The organism is Bradyrhizobium sp. 170 (genome assembly GCF_023101085.1).
Taxonomy (GTDB): Bacteria; Pseudomonadota; Alphaproteobacteria; order Rhizobiales; family Xanthobacteraceae; genus Bradyrhizobium.
The window spans coordinates 7,467,169-7,484,900 of sequence record NZ_CP064703.1; the positions used below are offsets into that span (position 1 = coordinate 7,467,169).

At 63.8% G+C, this 17,732-nt stretch carries 14 protein-coding genes and 1 pseudogene; 7 read left to right on the forward strand and 8 right to left on the reverse strand.

What is annotated here, in order from left to right; translation table 11 throughout:
• Nucleotides 1–169: 169 nt before the first annotated feature.
• Complete coding sequence (locus IVB05_RS34800; RefSeq protein WP_247780497.1) at nucleotides 170–1,753, reverse strand: DHA2 family efflux MFS transporter permease subunit; 1,584 nt, start codon at nucleotides 1,751–1,753, stop codon at nucleotides 170–172.
• Nucleotides 1,754–1,803: 50 nt separating this feature from the next.
• Nucleotides 1,804–3,099, reverse strand: a complete 1,296-nt coding sequence (locus tag IVB05_RS34805) for an HlyD family secretion protein (protein ID WP_247780498.1) — start codon at nucleotides 3,097–3,099, stop codon at nucleotides 1,804–1,806.
• A 184-nt stretch (nucleotides 3,100–3,283) separates the two neighbouring features.
• Between IVB05_RS34805 and IVB05_RS34810 the strand changes: the two genes are divergently transcribed.
• The gene (locus tag IVB05_RS34810) at nucleotides 3,284–3,925 is read left to right on the forward strand and encodes a TetR/AcrR family transcriptional regulator (protein ID WP_247780499.1); all 642 of its coding nucleotides are present in this window, start codon (nucleotides 3,284–3,286) and stop codon (nucleotides 3,923–3,925) included.
• A 17-nt stretch (nucleotides 3,926–3,942) separates the two neighbouring features.
• Here IVB05_RS34810 and IVB05_RS34815 read toward each other — a convergent pair whose 3' ends face one another.
• The gene (locus tag IVB05_RS34815) at nucleotides 3,943–6,198 is read right to left on the reverse strand and encodes a TonB-dependent siderophore receptor (protein WP_247780500.1); all 2,256 of its coding nucleotides are present in this window, start codon (nucleotides 6,196–6,198) and stop codon (nucleotides 3,943–3,945) included.
• 290 nt (nucleotides 6,199–6,488) lie between these two features.
• Nucleotides 6,489–7,997, reverse strand: a complete 1,509-nt coding sequence (locus tag IVB05_RS34820) for a sensor domain-containing diguanylate cyclase (RefSeq protein ID WP_247780501.1) — start codon at nucleotides 7,995–7,997, stop codon at nucleotides 6,489–6,491.
• A gap of 140 nt (nucleotides 7,998–8,137) precedes the next feature.
• Between IVB05_RS34820 and IVB05_RS43600 the strand changes: the two genes are divergently transcribed.
• The 5 genes from IVB05_RS43600 (at nucleotide 8,138) to IVB05_RS34840 (ending at nucleotide 13,051) form a co-directional block, all read left to right on the forward strand.
• Complete coding sequence (locus tag IVB05_RS43600) at nucleotides 8,138–8,263, forward strand: hypothetical protein (RefSeq protein WP_256472757.1); 126 nt, start codon at nucleotides 8,138–8,140, stop codon at nucleotides 8,261–8,263.
• 73 nt (nucleotides 8,264–8,336) lie between these two features.
• Complete coding sequence (locus IVB05_RS34825; RefSeq protein WP_247780502.1) at nucleotides 8,337–8,687, forward strand: KTSC domain-containing protein; 351 nt, start codon at nucleotides 8,337–8,339, stop codon at nucleotides 8,685–8,687.
• A gap of 82 nt (nucleotides 8,688–8,769) precedes the next feature.
• A complete protein-coding gene (locus tag IVB05_RS34830) occupies nucleotides 8,770–9,444 on the forward strand; it encodes a helix-turn-helix domain-containing protein (protein ID WP_247780503.1) in 675 nt (224 codons plus the stop codon).
• The gene (locus IVB05_RS34835) at nucleotides 9,441–12,131 is read left to right on the forward strand and encodes a molybdopterin-dependent oxidoreductase (RefSeq protein WP_247780504.1); all 2,691 of its coding nucleotides are present in this window, start codon (nucleotides 9,441–9,443) and stop codon (nucleotides 12,129–12,131) included. The genes IVB05_RS34830 and IVB05_RS34835 overlap by 4 nt, the downstream gene beginning before the upstream one ends.
• Nucleotides 12,128–13,051, forward strand: a complete 924-nt coding sequence (locus tag IVB05_RS34840; protein WP_247780505.1) for an FAD binding domain-containing protein — start codon at nucleotides 12,128–12,130, stop codon at nucleotides 13,049–13,051. Before IVB05_RS34835 ends, IVB05_RS34840 begins: the two co-directional genes overlap by 4 nt.
• 103 nt (nucleotides 13,052–13,154) lie before the next feature.
• Here IVB05_RS34840 and IVB05_RS34845 read toward each other — a convergent pair whose 3' ends face one another.
• Nucleotides 13,155–14,432, reverse strand: a complete 1,278-nt coding sequence (locus IVB05_RS34845) for an extensin family protein (RefSeq protein WP_247780506.1) — start codon at nucleotides 14,430–14,432, stop codon at nucleotides 13,155–13,157.
• Between the two features lie 438 nt (nucleotides 14,433–14,870).
• Nucleotides 14,871–15,725, reverse strand: a complete 855-nt coding sequence (locus tag IVB05_RS43665; protein WP_276578729.1) for a DUF2147 domain-containing protein — start codon at nucleotides 15,723–15,725, stop codon at nucleotides 14,871–14,873.
• Nucleotides 15,726–15,917: 192 nt separating this feature from the next.
• On the opposite strand from IVB05_RS43665, the gene IVB05_RS34855 reads away from it, so the two are divergent.
• Nucleotides 15,918–16,652 carry a DUF2147 domain-containing protein gene (locus tag IVB05_RS34855; protein WP_247780507.1) on the forward strand — a complete coding sequence of 245 codons (735 nt, stop codon included), beginning with the start codon at nucleotides 15,918–15,920 and terminating at the stop codon, nucleotides 16,650–16,652.
• A gap of 81 nt (nucleotides 16,653–16,733) precedes the next feature.
• On the opposite strand, the gene IVB05_RS34860 is transcribed toward IVB05_RS34855, so the two are convergent.
• Both IVB05_RS34860 and IVB05_RS34865 read right to left on the reverse strand, forming a co-directional pair.
• On the reverse strand, nucleotides 16,734–17,186 hold the full coding sequence (locus IVB05_RS34860; protein ID WP_247780508.1) for a hypothetical protein: 453 nt from the start codon (nucleotides 17,184–17,186) through the stop codon (nucleotides 16,734–16,736).
• Between the two features lie 103 nt (nucleotides 17,187–17,289).
• Nucleotides 17,290–17,642, reverse strand: a pseudogene (locus tag IVB05_RS34865) (hypothetical protein).
• Nucleotides 17,643–17,732: the final 90 nt, after the last annotated feature.

Sequence of the window (17,732 nt, forward strand, 5' to 3'; positions counted from 1 at the left end):
TCAGCTAAGCGACCGAAAATCCAGCACGGGCATCGGACGCGAGGGTGCGATCTGCGAATACATCGAAATCATGCAAATCTCCCCGGTTCGAGCGACAATGCGCAGCTTATAAATGCATCGCGGGTGATTTGCAACATGACATCAGCGTGATCGCGTATTGCCACGCCTGCTAGTGCGCGTCGCCCCCGGCCACTATCGCGGAAGGCTTTTTCAAAACCACGACGAACAGGCTGAGGCCGAAATAGAACACGGTCAGCATGAAGAAGGCGTCGCCATAGCCCATCACCACGGCCTGGCGGTGCACGATCTGCGACAATTGCTTCATCGCCATCAGCGTGGCATCGCCCATGCCCTGCAGACGCTGGGTGAACATGTTGAGCGTCTCGACCGCGGTGGCGTTGCCCCAGTTGATGCGGTCGTGCAGGCGCGAGATGTGCAGGTCGGTGCGCTCGTTCAGCACCTGGTTGATCAGCGCGAGACCGACCGCGCCGCCGAGATTGCGCGTCAGGTTGAACAGGCCCGAGGCGTTCTTCACCCGCTCCGGCGCCAGCGTGCCGAGCGCGATCGTGTTGGTCGGCACCATCGCCAGCATCATGCCGGCGCCGCGCAGGATCTGCGGAAGCAGCAATTCGTAGAAATCATATTCCTTCGTGATCCAGGTCATCTGATAGGAGCCGAGCGCGAACAGCACCAGGCCGACCGCGATCAGGTAACGCATGTCGTATTTCGCCATCAGCCGGCCCACGATCGGCGCGGTGAGGAACATGGCGATACCCGAGACGAACATGGTCTCGCCGATCATCAGCGGGCTGTAGCCGCGCACTTCGGCGAGATAACGCGGATACATGTAGGTGAGGCCGTAAAGGCCGATGCCGACACAGAACGAGATCAGGCAGCCGACACCGAAATTGCGGTCGGCGAAGGTCCTGAGGTCGACGATCGGCTCCCTGACGCTGAACACGCGCCAGAAGAAGGCGATCGCCGAAACCACACAGATCGCCGCGCAGACGGCGACCGACGTGTCTTCCAGCCATTGCGACTGCGGGCCCTCTTCCAGCACATATTCGAGCGTGCCGAGGAAGCCGGCCATGAACAGCAGGCCCCACCAGTCGAAATGCTCGAGCAGTGCAAAGTTCGGCTTGTCGAAATCACACAGCGCCAGCACGCCGATGGTGATGGCGATGCCGGGAACGATGTTGATGAAGAACAGCCAGTGCCACGACATCATGTCTGTAATGATACCGCCGACCGTCGGCCCGATCGTCGGCGCCAGCGTCGCGACCAGGCCGATGATGGGACCGACGATATGGAATTTCGAACGGGGGAACACCGTGTAGGCGGATGCGAACACGGTGGGGATCATGCCCGCGCCCAAAAATCCCTGGATCGCGCGCCACAGAATCATCTGCTCGATGGTCGAGGCAAAGCCGCAGAAGAAGCTCGCGACCGTGAAGCCGGAGGCGGAAATCGCAAACAGCAAACGCGTGCCGAACGCGCGCGACAGGAATCCGGAAAGCGGGATCGCGATCACTTCGGCAATCAGGTAGGAAGTCTGCACCCACGACACTTCGCTGGAACTGGCGGAAAGGCCGGCCTGAATCTGCTGCAGCGACGCCGAGACGATCTGGATGTCCAGGATCGACATGAACATCCCGAACACCATGATGAGAAACGCGAGCAGCCGTCGCGGCGGGATGCGGTCATCGGCCGCGGCGTTCATCGTGGAAGGCGATGCAGCGGTGGCGTCAGCCATGATCAGCTCGGAACAGGCGCCGGGCCTTTGCCCGGAGCTTTAAGGAAAAATTACTTCGGTTGAACCATCCCGGGCGCATCGAGGTCGGCCTCGCTGTCGGCGTCGGCCGCGCCCTCGCGGGTATCGACGGTCACATAGACCGACATGCCGGCACGCAGCAGGTTCTGCTTGGCGACGTCCTTCGGTACCCGAATACGAACCGGCAGCCGCTGCACGATCTTGGTGAAATTGCCGGTCGCGTTATCCGGCGGCAGCAGCGTGAACACCGATCCCGCCGCCGGTGAAATGCTGTCGACGACGCCGGCGAACTTGCGATGGCCATAGGCGTCGACCGAGATCTTCACCGGCTGGCCGGGACGGATGCGCTTGAGCTGGGTTTCCTTGTAGTTGGCATCAATGAAGACGTCGTTGAGCGGCACCACGTTGGCGAGCCGCTGCCCGGCCTGGATGAAGTCGCCGGCATTGACGAGGCGGTTGGAGAAGGTGCCGTCGACCGGCGCGCGCACCGAGGTGAAGGCAAGGTCGCGCTCGGCTTTGGCAAGCTGGGTCTGCAGTTCCGCGAGCTGCGCGCGGGCCTCGGCCTGCTGCGCCTTCGTCACCTCGACATTGTCGCGCGCGGCGTCGTAGGCCGCTTGCGCCGATCTGACCGCCGCAATGCCCTGATCGCGGCTGGCCTCTGAAACTTCAAAGGCGGCACGCGAAGCGAAACCCTTGGTGCTCAACGTCTGCTGGCGGTCGAAGTCGAGACCGGCGCGCTTCATCGCGGCTTCCGCGGAAGCGAGCTGCGCCTTGGTCTGCTCGACGGCGCTTTCGAGTGCCGTGACCTGACGGCCGATGCGATCGATGGTGGCCTGCTGGGTCGCGATCTTGCTGCGCGCGGCTTCCACGGCGATACGATAGTCGCCGTCATCGATCCTGAAAATCACGTCGCCGGCGCGAACGATCGAATTGTCGCGAGGCAGGATGGCCGCGACATGGCCCGAGACCCGAGCGCCGAGCGTGGTGTTGTTGGCGCGAACGTAAGCATCGTCCGTCGAAACGTAGAAGCGCCCGACCAGGACGAAGTAGACGCCGTAAGCGATCGCGGCCAGCGCGAGCAGTGCGAGCGCACCGATCATCACGAATTTGCGCTTGCCCGGTTTTGCCGCCGCATCGGCGGTGCCGGCAACCGGCGCGTCTGACCGTTCGGCTGCGGGAGCGCCGGGCGCCTCGGCGGGACGACGCCTGGTTTCTTCCGCAACGTGGGTCCGCAACTGGTCCGCAAGCTGCGCACTGGCCTCGGGCGCAGCTTCATCGTTCGCCGTCTCGCGAACGATGCGTGCGGCCTGGTCTCTCGCTGCGGCCATTACAGGCCTCCCCATAAAACACGATGCACGTGAGGCCAAGGAAACCGGCCGCATTGGCGCTCAATCTAAAACATATCATTGACCGAACGGTTCGGTCAAGATATATTGCTCCTGTACCTACCATAACGCGAGAAAGGCTTCCCGCCATATCCCGGGTTGAATTCTTGCGCGAGAAGATAAACCAATGGTTGCATCCACATCAAACACCATTCATCCCTTTGGCGAAGAGGATGGTTCGAAGCGCCGGCAGATTTTGGATGGCGCGCGAAAGGTGTTCATGGATCTGGGCTTTGATGGAGCCAGCATGAACGAGATCGCGCGCGCCGCCGGCGTCTCCAAGGGCACGCTCTACGTCTACTTCGCCGACAAGAGCCGGCTGTTCGAAGCCATCGTCGAGGACGAAGCGCTCGAAAAGGCCAGGATCGCATACAATCTCGACCCCAAACGCGATGTCGAAACCACGCTGCGTGAATTTGGCCAAACCTACATCGGATCGATGTGCCGGCCAGGCGGCGGATCGTCGATCCGCACGGTGATGGCGATCGCCGAGCGAATGCCGGAGGTCGGACGCCAGTTCTACGAGAACGTGCTGGCTCAGACGATCAACCGTCTCGCCGATTATCTGCGGGCCCATGTCGGGCCGGACGATCTTGCGATCGACGATTGCGTGCTTGCAGCAGCGCAGTTCCTGCAAATGTGTCAGGCGACGCTGTTTCTGCCGTTCGTGTTCCAGGCAGAGCCGGCGCCATCGGCGGAGCGCATCGCGCGCGTGGTTGACAGCGCGACGCGGCTCTTTCTGCAGACGTATCGGGCAAAGCCGAAGTAGGACCGGCCTCCCCCCGTCTAGAACCTGTACGTCGCGCTCCCCAGCACGGTTCGGCCGATGCCGAAGAAGCAGTCGCCACGCGCCAGACAGGTGGTGACATGACGCTTGTCGGCAATGTTGGTGGCATTGACCTGAAAGCGCCACGGCCCGGTCTCGTAGCGGACCATCGCGTCGAACAGCGTGTAATCGGGCGTCTGGAGTTTGTCGGTGCCGTCCCAGGAGACGCCGATATAGCGCACGCCGCCGCCGATCGTGACACCCTGCAGGCCGAGCGCTGTGAGACGGTACTTCGCCCATAGCGAGGCCTGATGCTCAGGAACGGTCTCGACGTGCTTGCCGGCGTTGTCGCCGCTTTCCACGATCGCATTGAGGTAGGAATAGGCGCCGATCAGGTCGAGGTCCGGAGTCACGCGGGAGATCACCTCAAGCTCGGCGCCGCGAATCCGCACCTTGCCGGTCTGGATGGAGAACGGCGAGGCGTTGGGATCGGTTGCCAGCCGGTTCTTCTCCGTCGTGTCGAAGACTGCACCGTTGATCGCAGTGCCGGCAAACGGATTGTACTTGAAGCCGAGCTCCACCTGCTCACCGCGCGAGGCCAGGCAGACACCGACGCATACGCCGCTGCCGAAGTTCGGATTGAACGACTGCGCGTAGGAGACATAAGGCGTCAGGCCGAACGGCAGTTCATACATCAGCCCGGCGCGGCCAGTGGTCGCCTTGGTGTTTTCCACCGGTGCTCCCACGACGTCGTTGGTGACATAATCCTGCCGTAGCCCGACGATCGCCAACCATGGCCCCAGTCGCATCTGATCCTGCACATAAAATCCGAGCTGGCTTTGCCGCAGGTCAGGTTCGAGCGACAGCGCCGGCGGAGTCACGCCGGTGTAAACCGGCGCGTAGAGATCAAATGGCGTGGGATCGCTGACGAAGGCAGATCGCGCGCGTTCCCTGAGTTCGCGGTAATCGACGCCGAACAACAGCTTGTGCGCAACAGGACCCGTGAGCACCTTGAGTTCGGCATTGCTGTCGGAGGTCAGGCTGTCCTTGACAGTCTCGCGGCTCCAGATGCTGCGCGCCACGGTGCGTCTGCTGGGATCTAGAAACGGAGAATCCGGATTAGCTGGATCGATCGTCAAATTCGGATACATCGTCCGGTAGATGCCCTCGACGTGGGCGTATCGCATGTTCTGCCGGATCTTCAGGCCATCGCCAAAGCTGTGCTCGAACAGGCTAGAGACCGCGCCGGTTTCGGTCTGGTATTTGTCGAAGCCCGGCTCGCTGGCGAATCGCCGCACCGGAATAAGACCGTTGGGGCCGGGATACAGCGTGCCCTCGTGCGGCAGGAAGGCGGTAGATGAGCCGCTGATATCCTTTTGATAGGTGCCGAGCACGGTCCAGCTGGTGTTGTTGGTCGGCCGCCAGGTCAGCGACGGCGCGAGCACGATGCGGTCGTCCGGAACGTAATCGGTTTGCGTGCCGCTGTCGCGGAATACGCCGACGAATCGATACAGCCACTCGCCGTCCTTGGTCAGCTTGCCGGTGCTGTCCATCTGCACCTGCTTGCGATTGAAGCTGCCATACTGCACGCCGATCTCGTTGAAGCTTTCCGCCTGCGGACGCTTCGAGACCAGGTTCAAGAGGCCGGCCGTCGAGGTGTCGCCATACAGCACCGATGCCGGGCCGCGCAGCACCTCGATCCGCTCCAGCGTGTAGGGCTCCGGCCGCCATTCGTTGAACTGCCACGTGTTCACCATCCGGGTGCCGTCGAGATAGATGTTCGGATCCTGGCCGCGAATGCGCGGATAGTCGCCGCGCGAATCAGGACCAAAGGCATCGGCGAACACGCCGGGCACGTAGCGCAGCGACTCCTGCACGGTGAGCGCGCCCTGGTCGGTGATGCGGTCGGCGGTGACCACCGTTATCGATTGCGGCGTTTCACGCAGCGGCGTGTCGGTCTTGGTGCCGGTGCCGCTCTGGCCCGCGAGATAACCGCGCACCGGGCCGGTCGCGGTCTCAGCGCGCGCGCCTGCGGCCGCCGCGGCATCAGGCGCCGTTTGCGCGCGCTGGGCTGCGCGACGGCTCGCGGCCGACGCTGATTGCCGTCTGGGTGCGGGGCGCGACCGCGCAGCCGGCGGACGTGAGGGCTGGTCGACGACGACTGCCGGTAATTCCCGCGTGGACGATTGCGCTTGCGCCGGCGTCACATCGATCATCGCGGCGAGCATCGGCAGCGCGGCGCCGAGCCATCCCGCGGTCTTCAAGCATGCATTCATTTCCAGTCCTCATCGCTTTGCGCGGGACCAGTAACAAGCGCGTCCACTGCGATGAAGTGCGTGAAGGATACAGCGCGCATCAATCACGCGTTTAGAATTAGTATTTGTCCAAACGAACGACTCGCAGCCGCCGGATGAAGTTTGGAATTAGTGTGATTCTAATCATACCATGCCACGCGAGAACGCGGCGAACCCTGCAACCGCCGTCACCCGTCACGTGCCTTGCGTGCGCGGATATCCACACGCCGCAGCATCCACATCACTGCGAGCGAAGCGCCGGATCGGACGGTTCAGGCCGCCACGCGATGGGCGCGTGCCATGGTCGGCGCCGCGACCGTACGGTTGCGTCCCGAACGCTTGGCCTCGTAGAGAGCCAGGTCCGCCGATTTGATCAGGTCGCTTGGCGTCAGCCCAACCTGAGGAATCATGGAGGCCACGCCGACGCTGATCGTCGGACAAATGTCAGGGCGACCGTGCTGCTGGATTCTAAGCGACACCACGCTTGCACGAATCTCCTCGGCGATCCGAAGTGCACCCTGGGCGGTTTCGCCTGGCAGCAGCACCGCGAACTCCTCGCCGCCGTAGCGGACGCCAAGATCGGATGCGCGCCGCGTCCCGCCGGCAATGCATTGCGCGATGGAGGTCAGGGCCGCGTCGCCCGCCTGATGTCCGTGCGCATCATTATAAGCTTTGAAGCTGTCCGCATCGATCATCAGCAGCGAGACGGGCGTCGCCGTCCGCTGCGAACGGCGCCATTCGCGGGAAAGAACCTCATCGAATTTCCGCCGGTTGCAAAGCCCGGTCAGGGCGTCGGTGTTCGCCAGCAGGGCGAGCTTGTTTTCGGCGGCGGTCCGCCGCTTCAGCGCATTCACCAGGAACACCGTCAAGGCCATCGTCACCGCGCACAGCGCCAGCATGATCGAGCCAATCAGCCAGGCTTCCCGCCACCAGTCCGCATAGATGGTGTCGAGTGAAACGCCGTTGATGATGAGCATCGGATGCTGGCCGATCTGCTGAAAGACGAACAGGCGCTTCTCGCCGTCGAGGATCGAAGCCGTCTCGTACCAGCCGCTTTGCATCCTTGGAAACTGCTTGAACACCGTGGATTTGCGCAGGCTCTGCCCGATCATGTCGATGTCGAACGGCGCGCGCATCAGAAGGGTGCCGTCCCCGCTCAGCAGCGTCATCGAGTCCTTGGCGCCGAAATTCAGTTTTCTGAACAGGCTGTGGAAATAGCTCACGCGCATGCTGCCCGCGACGACCCCGCCGAACGAGCCGTCGTCGTTGGTGATGCGCCGGCTGAGACCGATCAGATATTGCCCGTCGGAGGCGACCCACGGACGGCTGATGAACAGCCCGGCGTCGGACCGGGTGGCGTGAACCTGAAAGAAATCATAACCTGCGTAATTCGCCTCGACCGGGACCAGCGAGCGGGAATCCATCACGACCCTGCCGAGAGGATCGATCATCAGGATCGCGCCCATGTCCTTGGCGGTGGCCGCCCGGTCGAACAGCACGACCTGCTTCAACTCGCGGCTGATGCTGTTGATATCGGGCAGCTTCATGCCGTCCACGGCCGCCTGCAGCGACAGATCGTAGAGTTCGATGTTTCGATCGATCTCGCTCGCCAGGCTGGAGACCAGATTGGTCGCGGCCGCCCGGCTGTGCAGGTAGTCGCGGTCGCCCGCATGCCAGAGAACCCAGCCGCAGATCGCCGAAAAGCTCAAGGTAACGGTTAGCCCCAACGCCAACAGCCGCTTGGTCGGCACGGTCTTCTGTCTCGCGATGCCCTCGGTCATCGGCGTCCCCCACAGCGCCCCCGCGCCTGCTGCTTTCGTAGTGCTTTCGTCTTGAAGAAGCGGCCGCGATTTGAGCGCAATGCGACGTCGGCTGTTAGGGCTTCGCTAACCCTGCCGATGCTGCCCGACGACAGCGGTTTTTGTCCCGTCCAGACCCGCACTTCGTCAAGCCGCAGTTTCAACTGAAGTTCGACCGGACATCGCCCGGCAGGGCCTGCAAGGTCGCCTGGAAAAAGGGCGACGTGATCGGGATCAAGTTCGTGTAGCCTGCCCTCGGGGTCGGTAGCCGCTGCGCGGTCCTGGCCGCCGGTTTGTCGCGTCCAATTGCACGAAGGCGTCATGATCCGTCTTGCTTTTATCCTCGCCCTGCTCTTCACCGCCGATTTGCAGGAAGCCGAGATCGTTGATGTGAAGGACCGCGGCCCGGTCGATCTCAAGCCGTTCAATTGCCAGGACATCACCCGGAGCAGCGTCATCAGCCGGGTCTGCTACGATAACGAAAACCGGCGCATGCTCGTCCAGCGCCACGCGGCCTACCACCAATATTGCGATCTGCCGAAGGACACGCTCGATGCGTTTCTGAACGCGCCCTCTATGGGCCAGTTCTTCAACGCGAACATCATGGCGGCCGGCCGTGACGGGAACGGCCCGTACGGCTGGCGCACACATAAAGTGCCGTCCTATCAGTGACATCAGGCCTGCCGTCGCGGCACGGATCCCTGTTCGCGATCTCGTTATTTGACACTTCTTCTAATTTTGTCAAAATCGTCAAATGGGCCCGCGCACCCGCATTCTCGACGCTGCGATGCTGGTGTTCCGCCGGCAGGGTTTCCGGCGCTCGTCGATCGAGCAGGCGGCGGAGGCCGCCGGGCTGACGCGGCAGGCGCTCTACCATCACTTCAAGTCCAAGGAAGCGCTGTTCCGCGCCGTCATCGAACGGCTGCATGAGGACGCGCTCGCCGCCGAGATCGCGGCGGCCGGCAACGCGGAGAAGCAAGGCGGCAGCCTTGCCGATATTCTCGTCGCATCGGTCACCGCCAAGCTCGGGCAGTTGGCCGCTTCGCTCGACGGCTCGCCCCATGTCGAAGAACTGTTCTCCGAACATCTCCTGCAGGCGCGCGACCTCTACCAGAAATACACCACTTTGTATGCGGAGCAGCTTGCCGCGACGATTGCGCGCGTCTGCCGCAAGCAGGGCCTGACGCTTGCCGCCGGCATGACACCGCGCGATCTTGCACGCTGTGTCGAGATGGCGGTCAACGGCACGAAATCTGCCTACCCCGCGATGCAGCCGGCCGATGCTTTCCTGAAGGATATGGAAATCATGCTGCGCACGCTGATCGCGGGCGCCATGCGCCCGGCAGCGAAGCCGCGCGCCGCCACACTGAGGCCTGCGAAGAAGGCAGTCCCCCGATCCACTTCCCGCAAACCTGGAGATCGCAGATGAGCACGATGACGATCAACGGCAAGCTCGCTCCCCTCCCCGACGATCCCGATGCGCTGCTGGTCGACGTCGTGCGCGACGCGCTCGATCTCACCGGCACCAAGCTGGTCTGCGGCGCCGGCGTCTGCGGCGCCTGCACTGTGCTGGTCGATGGCGAGCCCGCCGTGAGCTGCCTGATGCCGGCTCGATCAGCCGCCAACACGAACGTGACGACGGTCGAAGGCATCGGCGCCAAGGCACTGCACCCGGTGCAGAAAGCCTTCATGGCACACGACGCCCTGCAATGCGGCTTCTGCACGCCGGGCTTCATCGTCGAGGCCGCGGCGTTTCACGATTCCTGGCGGGCGGCAAAGGGGACGGCGGTGCCGTCGCGCGAGGAAATCGGCGCGGCGCTGTCGGGACATCTTTGCCGCTGCGGCGCCTATGACGGCATCTTCCGCGCCGTGGCGGATGCCTGCGCCGGCCGCTTCGACGGCAACGATATCCTGCCGCCGCGCATGGAAGCCCGCGACAAGGTGACGGGATCGGCGAAGTACACCGTCGACATCCATCATGACGGCCAGCTCGAAGGCGTCATCCTGCGCTCGCCGTTCGCGCATGCGCGCATCAGCGAACTCGATCTGGCGCCGGCGCGCACGATTGCAGGCGTGAGTGCTGTGATCTCGCTGCTCGGCGACGATCGCATCGTCCGCTATGTCGGCGAACCGATCGCAGCCGTTGCGGCCAGGGATCGCAAGACCGCGCTGGCCGCGATAGCCGCCATCAAGCTCGGCAGCGAACGCCTGCCGTCGGCGATCGGGCTCGACGAGGCGCGCAGGGCCGATGCGCCGGTGGTGTTCGAAAAATCCGCGCGAAAAAAGGCCGGCAACGTCTCCGAGGGCGGCGGTTCGCCGGCCTCCTGGAAAGGCAATATCCGCGGCCCGTCGGCGGCGTTCTCCAAGAAGCCGAAAAAAGTGCGGAGCTGGGTCGACGCCGCGCGCGCAGCGAGTAATCCGCTGCTGGTCGAGGGCACCTTCCGCACCGGCACGCAACAGCACGCCTGCCTCGAGCCGCATGCCGCGGTGGCGCGTTTCGACGGTGACCGGCTGACCGTGCACGTTTCGACGCAGTCGGTGTTTCATGTGATGGAGCTGATCGCCAAGCGCTACAAGCTCGGCCACGACAAGGTGCGCGTGATTGCCGATCATGTCGGCGGCGGTTTTGGTTCGAAGGCAGCACTTGGCGTGGAAACCACCACCGCGATCGAACTGGCGCGCGAAGCCAGGGCGCCGGTCAGAGTTGCCTACGACCGGCACGAGGAGCTTTCGGTGACGGGCTATCGGCCGGCGACGGAACTGAAAATTGCATTGCTGCCGTCCGAGCAGGGCGAACTGAAAGCACTTTCGCTCACCGCTTATGCCGACACGGGAGCCGCGACCAATTCGACCATCGCGGCACTTGCCCGCCTGATCTATCCCGCAGAAGGCAAGGAGCTGGCCGATTTCGACGTCATCAGCAATTTGCCGGCCGGCGCTCCCTTCCGCGGGCCCGGCGGGCCGCCGATGGCGTTTGCGCTGGAACAGGCGATCGACGAAGCCGCGCTGCGCATGAACATCGATCCGATCGCGCTGCGCAAGCGCTGGGATCCCGATCCCAACCGGCAACGGCTGTACGATTGGGCGTCAAGCCTGGAGGTCTGGCGCAACCGGAAACCCATCGCCGCGCAGAGCGGCCGTTATCGCCGCGGCGTCGGCGTCGCCACCGGCTACTGGCTTTATCTGTGGCAGCCCGGCTCGAAGGTCGAAGTAGCCGTCAAGGGCGGACGCCTCGTCGCCAGCACCGCGACGCAGGATATCGGCACCGGCACCCGCACGGTAATTGCCAATACGGTCGCGCGCGAATTCGGCCTGGAGCCGCATGAGATCGAAGTCAGGATCGGCGATTCAAAACTGCCAGAGGGACCGGGCTCGGGCGGCAGCCGCGTCACGGCTTCGGTGATCCCGCCGATGCTGCTGGCGATCGAGCAGCTGAAGGCCGCGATCCAGCAACACGCAAAGCGGCAACCGGTCCCCGGCTCCAACGCGCCGTGGCGCGAATGGCTCGCGGCCTCGCCCGATCTCTCCGCTTCCCGCGTGCGGCCGGAAGACTCCAGGCAGATGGCGCCGGGAATCGAGTCGCCACTCAAGCAGGTCGGCTTAATGGGCTGGATCTTCGGCTGGATGATGCGGCGCTTCTCCAATCTTGCGATCGGCGCCGGCATGCCGAGTTCGGTGCAGGTCGTGGAAGTCGAAGTCGACACCTGGCTCGGCCATGTCCGCGTCGTCAACGTTCACACCGGCATTGCGGTCGGCAAAATCGCGGCGCCCGCGCTGGCGCACAGCCAGGCGGCCGGCGCGGTCATTCAAGGCATCGGCTACGCGCTCTATGAAGCCCGCGAAGTAGATTCCCGCACCGGCGACGTGCTCAGCGGCGGCATGGAGGACTATCGCATTCCCGGCATAGCGGACACGCCCATGATCGACGTGCATTTCGACCAGGGCGGCTTCGATCACGTGCTGGGCGGCAGCGTCGGCATCGGCGAAGTCGCCACCGTGCCGACCTCGCCCGCGGTCGCTAACGCAATTCTCAACGCCACCGGCGTTCGGCTGACCGAACTGCCGATCCGTCCCGACCGCCTCGTCGCCGCGCTCAAAGGGAGGGCCGCCGCATGACACCATCAGCCATGACCGCCACGCAAGCAGGCGAATTCCGCGCCGCCGGCACCGACCTCTCCGAACGGCGGCGCAGCGGCCTCTCGACGGGACCGCTGATCGATCTATCAGCCACGCCCGACACGATCGGGATGCATTGGGGCACCGAGGGGAATTTGCGCATCGGCGCCTTCACCTCCATTGCCGCCATCGCCGCAGACGCGCGCCTCGCCGCGGCGTATCCGGGCATTGCGGCGTCGGCGCAAGGTCTGGCGACGCCGCAGATCCGTCACCTCGCGACCCTTGGCGGCAACCTCGCGCAACGTTCCCGCTGCTGGTATTTTCGAAATCCGCACATCGCCTGCCTCAAGAAGGGCGGATCGGATTGTCCGGCGCGATCGGGCAATCATCTCTATCACGTCGTCTTCGACCTCGGCCCCTGCGTGGCGCCGCATCCCTCGACCATGGCGGCGGCGCTGCTGGCCTATGAAGCGAAGATAACCACCGACCGCAGGAGTTCGCTGACGATCGGCGACCTCCTCGGCGACGGCTCCAACGGTACCGCCGACAACGCGCTGCAGCCGGGCGAGATGATCAAGAGCATCGAGCTTGCTTCACCGCTGCAAGGCGAGCGCGCGCTGTACAAGCGCGCGATCAGCCGCACCTATGCCGAATGGCCGCTGGTCGAGATCTGCGCGCGCGCCGTGATCAAGGACGGCACGTTCCAGTTCGTCCGCCTCGCCGCCGGCGGCATCGCCCCGGTGCCGCTGCGGCTCATGGCAGTGGAAGATGCATTGCAGGGGAAGAAGGCCAATGTAGCAGCGATTGCCGTTGCCGCAGAACGCGCGGCATCAGGTGCAAAGCCGCTACCGATGACGGGATACAAGCTCGATCTGCTGAAAGGCGTCGTGCAGGATTTGCTGGAGCGGCTGGCGGGGTAGCCTGTAGGATGGGTGGAGCGAAGCGATACCCATCATTTCACGAACGGGAACGGGATTGATGGGTATCGCTTCGCTCCACCCATCCTACGAAGCCGAGATCGTTCTAATGATCCTCGAACTCGTCTTCCTCGTTGACCTTGCTGTTGCCCCTGAACCAGCGCGACACCGACTTCTTGCTGCCGAGCGATCCCGTCGAATACGGATCGCGTGACGCATAGGGATTGCGCTGCCCGGCGCGCGCGGCGACCTGGTCGCCCGGCACGGCGGCGGGCTGGCAGATGGTGCGGCGGGAGGCGCGGCGCATCAGGTCGACGTGGATGTGATCCTCGTGGTGGGAGTTGGAGCCCGGCGCCAGCACGGTGTTGAACTGCTGGCAGGCGGACGCCTGCACGTCGCGCAGGAAACCCTGCTCTTCCGGCATGCCGCGCCAGCCGCCCTTGACCGTGATGCGACGGCCGTCGGCGAGCGTGAAGGCCGCGATGTCGAGCGCGTTGCCGAAGGCGTGCTCGGAAATATGCGCGTGCGGATTGCCGTTCATGCCGCGGCAGGAATAGGCGGAGATCTGCTTGATCTCGACGACGCGCGCGCCGAACCAGCGCATCGCTGCCGGCTGCACGGAATCGGTGAGCCAGCGGTCGAGCGCCGAGACGATCGGGCACGCCAGCGTCGCCGCCGGCTTCATCGAAACCTGCCCGAAGGCGCTGACGGAATTGCCCTGCGCGGGCCCGAGCCGTGGCGCGGCCGGCGTTGCCGGCGGAGGCGAATAGGATGGCTGTGGATACGGCGCAGAAGAAGGCGCCGTGTAACGGTCGCGCGGCGGATAGGACGGTGCGGCCATGTAGCGGCCGTCGCGCGATGCCGGCGTACCTTCCGGCGGCAGATCGACGTCATCCTCCTGCGTGGCGATGCCCGGCGCGGACAGCGAGATCGGGCCGTTCGACGGCGCGGCATAGGTCGGCTGGCGCGGTGCCGGAGCCGGATAGTTTCCCGAATAGCTTCCCTGAGAATTTCCTTGATAATTCCCTTGATAATTCCCTTGGGGCGGAGCCGCCGCCGGAGCGCGGGTGATCGGCCAGCGCGGCTGGTTGCCGATATTGCCGGGCGGCCGCAGGCTTTCGTCGGCAAATCCGAAGCTGGTGATGTTTTCGCCGAGCGCCGCCACTTTCAGCGGATATTCCGCGCCGCATGCGCCGGGACCGGAAATCGGGTCGATCCGGACCAGTTCCGGGCTTTCCTTGACCGCGCCGGACTTCAGGCAAGCGACTTCGGCCTCGGCACGCCACGGTTCGCGCTCGGCGGACTGAAAAAATCCGCGGCCACAACCCGCTAGCGAGACGAGGACGAAGGAGCCGACGAGATACAAACGAACTCCGCGCGTCATCCCCCGCACGTTCAACGAATTTATTTAAAGACTCTTCAACATATTGATTTTACGAATTTTTTACCATGTTTTCGGGGGCTGGAGGCTGTGGAGAGCCGATGGATGGACAGCAACGCTGACTTTTTGGGCCGGGAACGCTTTGCTAGCCTAAAGTGTTATGTGCGCGCACGACGTGAACCCAGGGAGCTTTCCCCGATGGATTTCGCAAGTCCTCTCGTGAGCAGACTTAGCGTTGTCACCGCGTATCTTGCACTCGCCTTTGTCGGCGCGATTGTGCTTGGCGTGTTCTAGACTTCCCGTCCAGAGATGGACCTGAACGCCCGGTGGCCGTGTCACCGGGCGTTTTCGTGGGCACATGGCGTTTTCGAGCGAAGCATGCCCTCGGACCTGATCCGAGGGTGGCGCCCGGTTCTGGTTCAATCAGAACCGATGAATGCTCTACGAGCGCTGTTCGGCGGACACCTGCCGCGACGTCACCAGGCCGTCGGCGCGGCGCGTGATGCGGCTCCAATTGTTGCCGGAGCAGTAGAATCGGCCGAGCGCGCAGGCTTCGATGCGAAGCGTGTTGATCCCCTTCATCGACATCGTGCCGTAATAGGTCTCGCCAGAGTCCTGGCTGTAGACGCCGCCGGTCCATTGCCTTTCCGTCTTCGGCTTCATGTTGATCAGGATCGCTTCGCCCTTCTCGTTCGATGAACCGAGCACGAAGCCGCACAGCGCATTGCCGCATTTTGCGATCCGCACCGTTCCCTTGCCTTCGGTCTGCCAATCGCCGATCGGAGAATCGGACGGCTCTTCCTCGGCCCGATGCGAGACGCGCTCGACCGGCGGCGCAGGCTGCGCGGCTTCAATCGGTTTTTCGGACGGCGGTGGCGGCACTGGAGAAGCCAGCTGAGCCGGCGACGGAGCGAGCGGCGGTGGCGGAGCTGCAGGCGCAGCAACGATTTGGGTTGCCGATGCGGCCGGCGTGTAGATAGCCGGAGGCGGCGCGGTGACGATGGTCTTGGTTGGCGCCGTGGTCGCCGGCGGTGCGGGCGGCACGGGCGGGGTAACCGTCTGCGGCGCAGGCGGCACAGACTTCGCCGGCATTCGCGCGTCGCGTTCGTCGTCATGACGGTCGCGCTTGTGGCGCCAGTCGAGGCTTCTGGACACCGAGACGCACGAGCCCAAACGGCAATGCCTGGAGGACTCGATGTACACCCGATGACCGCCGACGCTGAATGAAATCGAACGGCCGGCATAGGCCGAAGAACTGAGCACCATCAGCACGGCGAGAAAACAAAATCGTTTCATCGAAGCCTCCGCATGCGATGCGGAAAACTAGTCGCGGGGAACCTCGGCTGAATGTGATTTGAATCACCGATTTGCGCCGTTGCGACGCCAGCACGCGTCGCGTGATGTACATCACAGAGCGTGCCCCTCGTCCCCGCGTAGGGTCCGCCCATGTTCACCGCCACGCGCTCACAAGCCGCTCAGGAGCCTGTCATGAAGAAGCTCTACATCCTCGCCGCATTGTTGATGGCCACCACCTCGGCGCATGCCGGCGGAATTACGCTCCAGATCAACGGCGAGCGCGTTCGCGTTGAAGCGCCGCGCAACTGCAACGGCATTTCCTGCATCAAGATCACCTCGCCCGGCTATACCGGCACGCTCGGCAATGTCGATCTCAAGGGCATGGGCTCCAAGCGCAAGGACGACGATGACGTCGTGACGACCGCGCCGGCGGCACCCGCTCCGGCTCCGGTTCAGGCCACCGCGCCGCAGCCTGCTGCTCCCGCCGCGACGCCCGCACCCGCTCAAACCACCGTTGCGGCCGCGACACCGGCACGGACCGAAGTTGCGCCGCCCGCTCCGCCTCCGCCGCCCGCGCCGGTCGCCGCCGCACCTGCGCCCGCGCCGCAGCCGGCTCCGGTGGCCGCAGCCGCCGCGTCCGATCCGAGCTCGCCGCTCGGCATCTGGGCGACGGAAGAGAACAAGGGCAACGTTCGCATCGAGGAATGCGGCGCCAATCTGTGCGGCTATTCCGTCAACACCGGCGCACGGATCCTGATCAACATGAAGCCGCAAGGCGCCAAGTGGACCGGCCGGATCCATGACCCCGACAGCGGCCGCAATTACGACTCCACGATTGCGCTGAAGAGCACCAACACGCTCAAGGTCCAGGGCTGCGCCTTCGGCGGCATGTTCTGCGGCGGCCAGACCTGGAAGCGCGTGAGCTGATTATTTCTCCCCGAGACTTGAGGCCCTGTGGTTCGCCACAGGGCCATCTTTATGCGCATCGTCAAATTACGCCGGGTACCGTCACTTCGTACGATTAAAAACCACGTCGAACTTTTGCTTTACGACGACTTGGTCGTAGACGCCTCTCAGACTGTCGCTCGCGGCATCATATTTGAGTGTGTAAGTTGAGCCGCCGTAACCGGCAGCGCGTAATTCAAAGAATAGCTTGAGCGCGTTTCCGTCGCGGGTAACTTCTGCGGTGTGAAAAGGTAGCGGCCTCGGATTGGCATAGCTGGCGTCAAGCTTGCCGTTTTCATCAACAGCACTGATGTTGATTACGTATGGGCCTTCGGTTCGCGCCCACCGGCCAACTAGTACGCCAAATGCCGGTACTGCCGAGCCGGTGGGCGCGACTGGTGGTGCCTGCGCCAGCGCACCGCTGGCGAACACCGCTGCTACGCCAGCAAGTGCGATTAGGCCATTTCTAATGGCAGCGCTTCGCTTCTCTTTCGTCGATTTGGTGCATATCATCATTGCAGCTCCCAAACGTGATGCAAGGAGTTACCGGGCGCACCGGCGAAAAACTCAGCGCCGCTGAATGTTCCAGGCCGCCACAGCACATGAAGTTTGCAGAGGTTCATCCTCCAGTCGGCGGACCTGCTTCTTGTTGCATTGTGATGGGCACCCCGCCCACGGCAGCCGACACCTCAGCGCCGACCCGGGCACCACTGAGCTGAAGGATGACGCCGTTGGCGTTCTGCAACTGCACGCCTCCAGCTCCGGCGGCGATCGCACCGCCTGCGCCGGCTTCGACATAGCTGCCTGCAAGATCGCCGGGGCCCCGCAAGTTCAGTGCCCTGCCAACGAACTTACTGGTGGAGGCGCCGATCGAAAGGCTCAAGCTCATGCCCCGAAACCGTGAAAGGTTAGTACACCCTGGCCGCCGCCGACATCGACGATAAAACCGCCCTTGGTAAATACGACGCTCACTGTGCCTGTTTCAGCGAAGCATACTGGCTTTGCGCGTCGCGGTCCCGGTCTGGACGGCCTCCGCTCGACGTCGACGGTTGCTATGAGCCG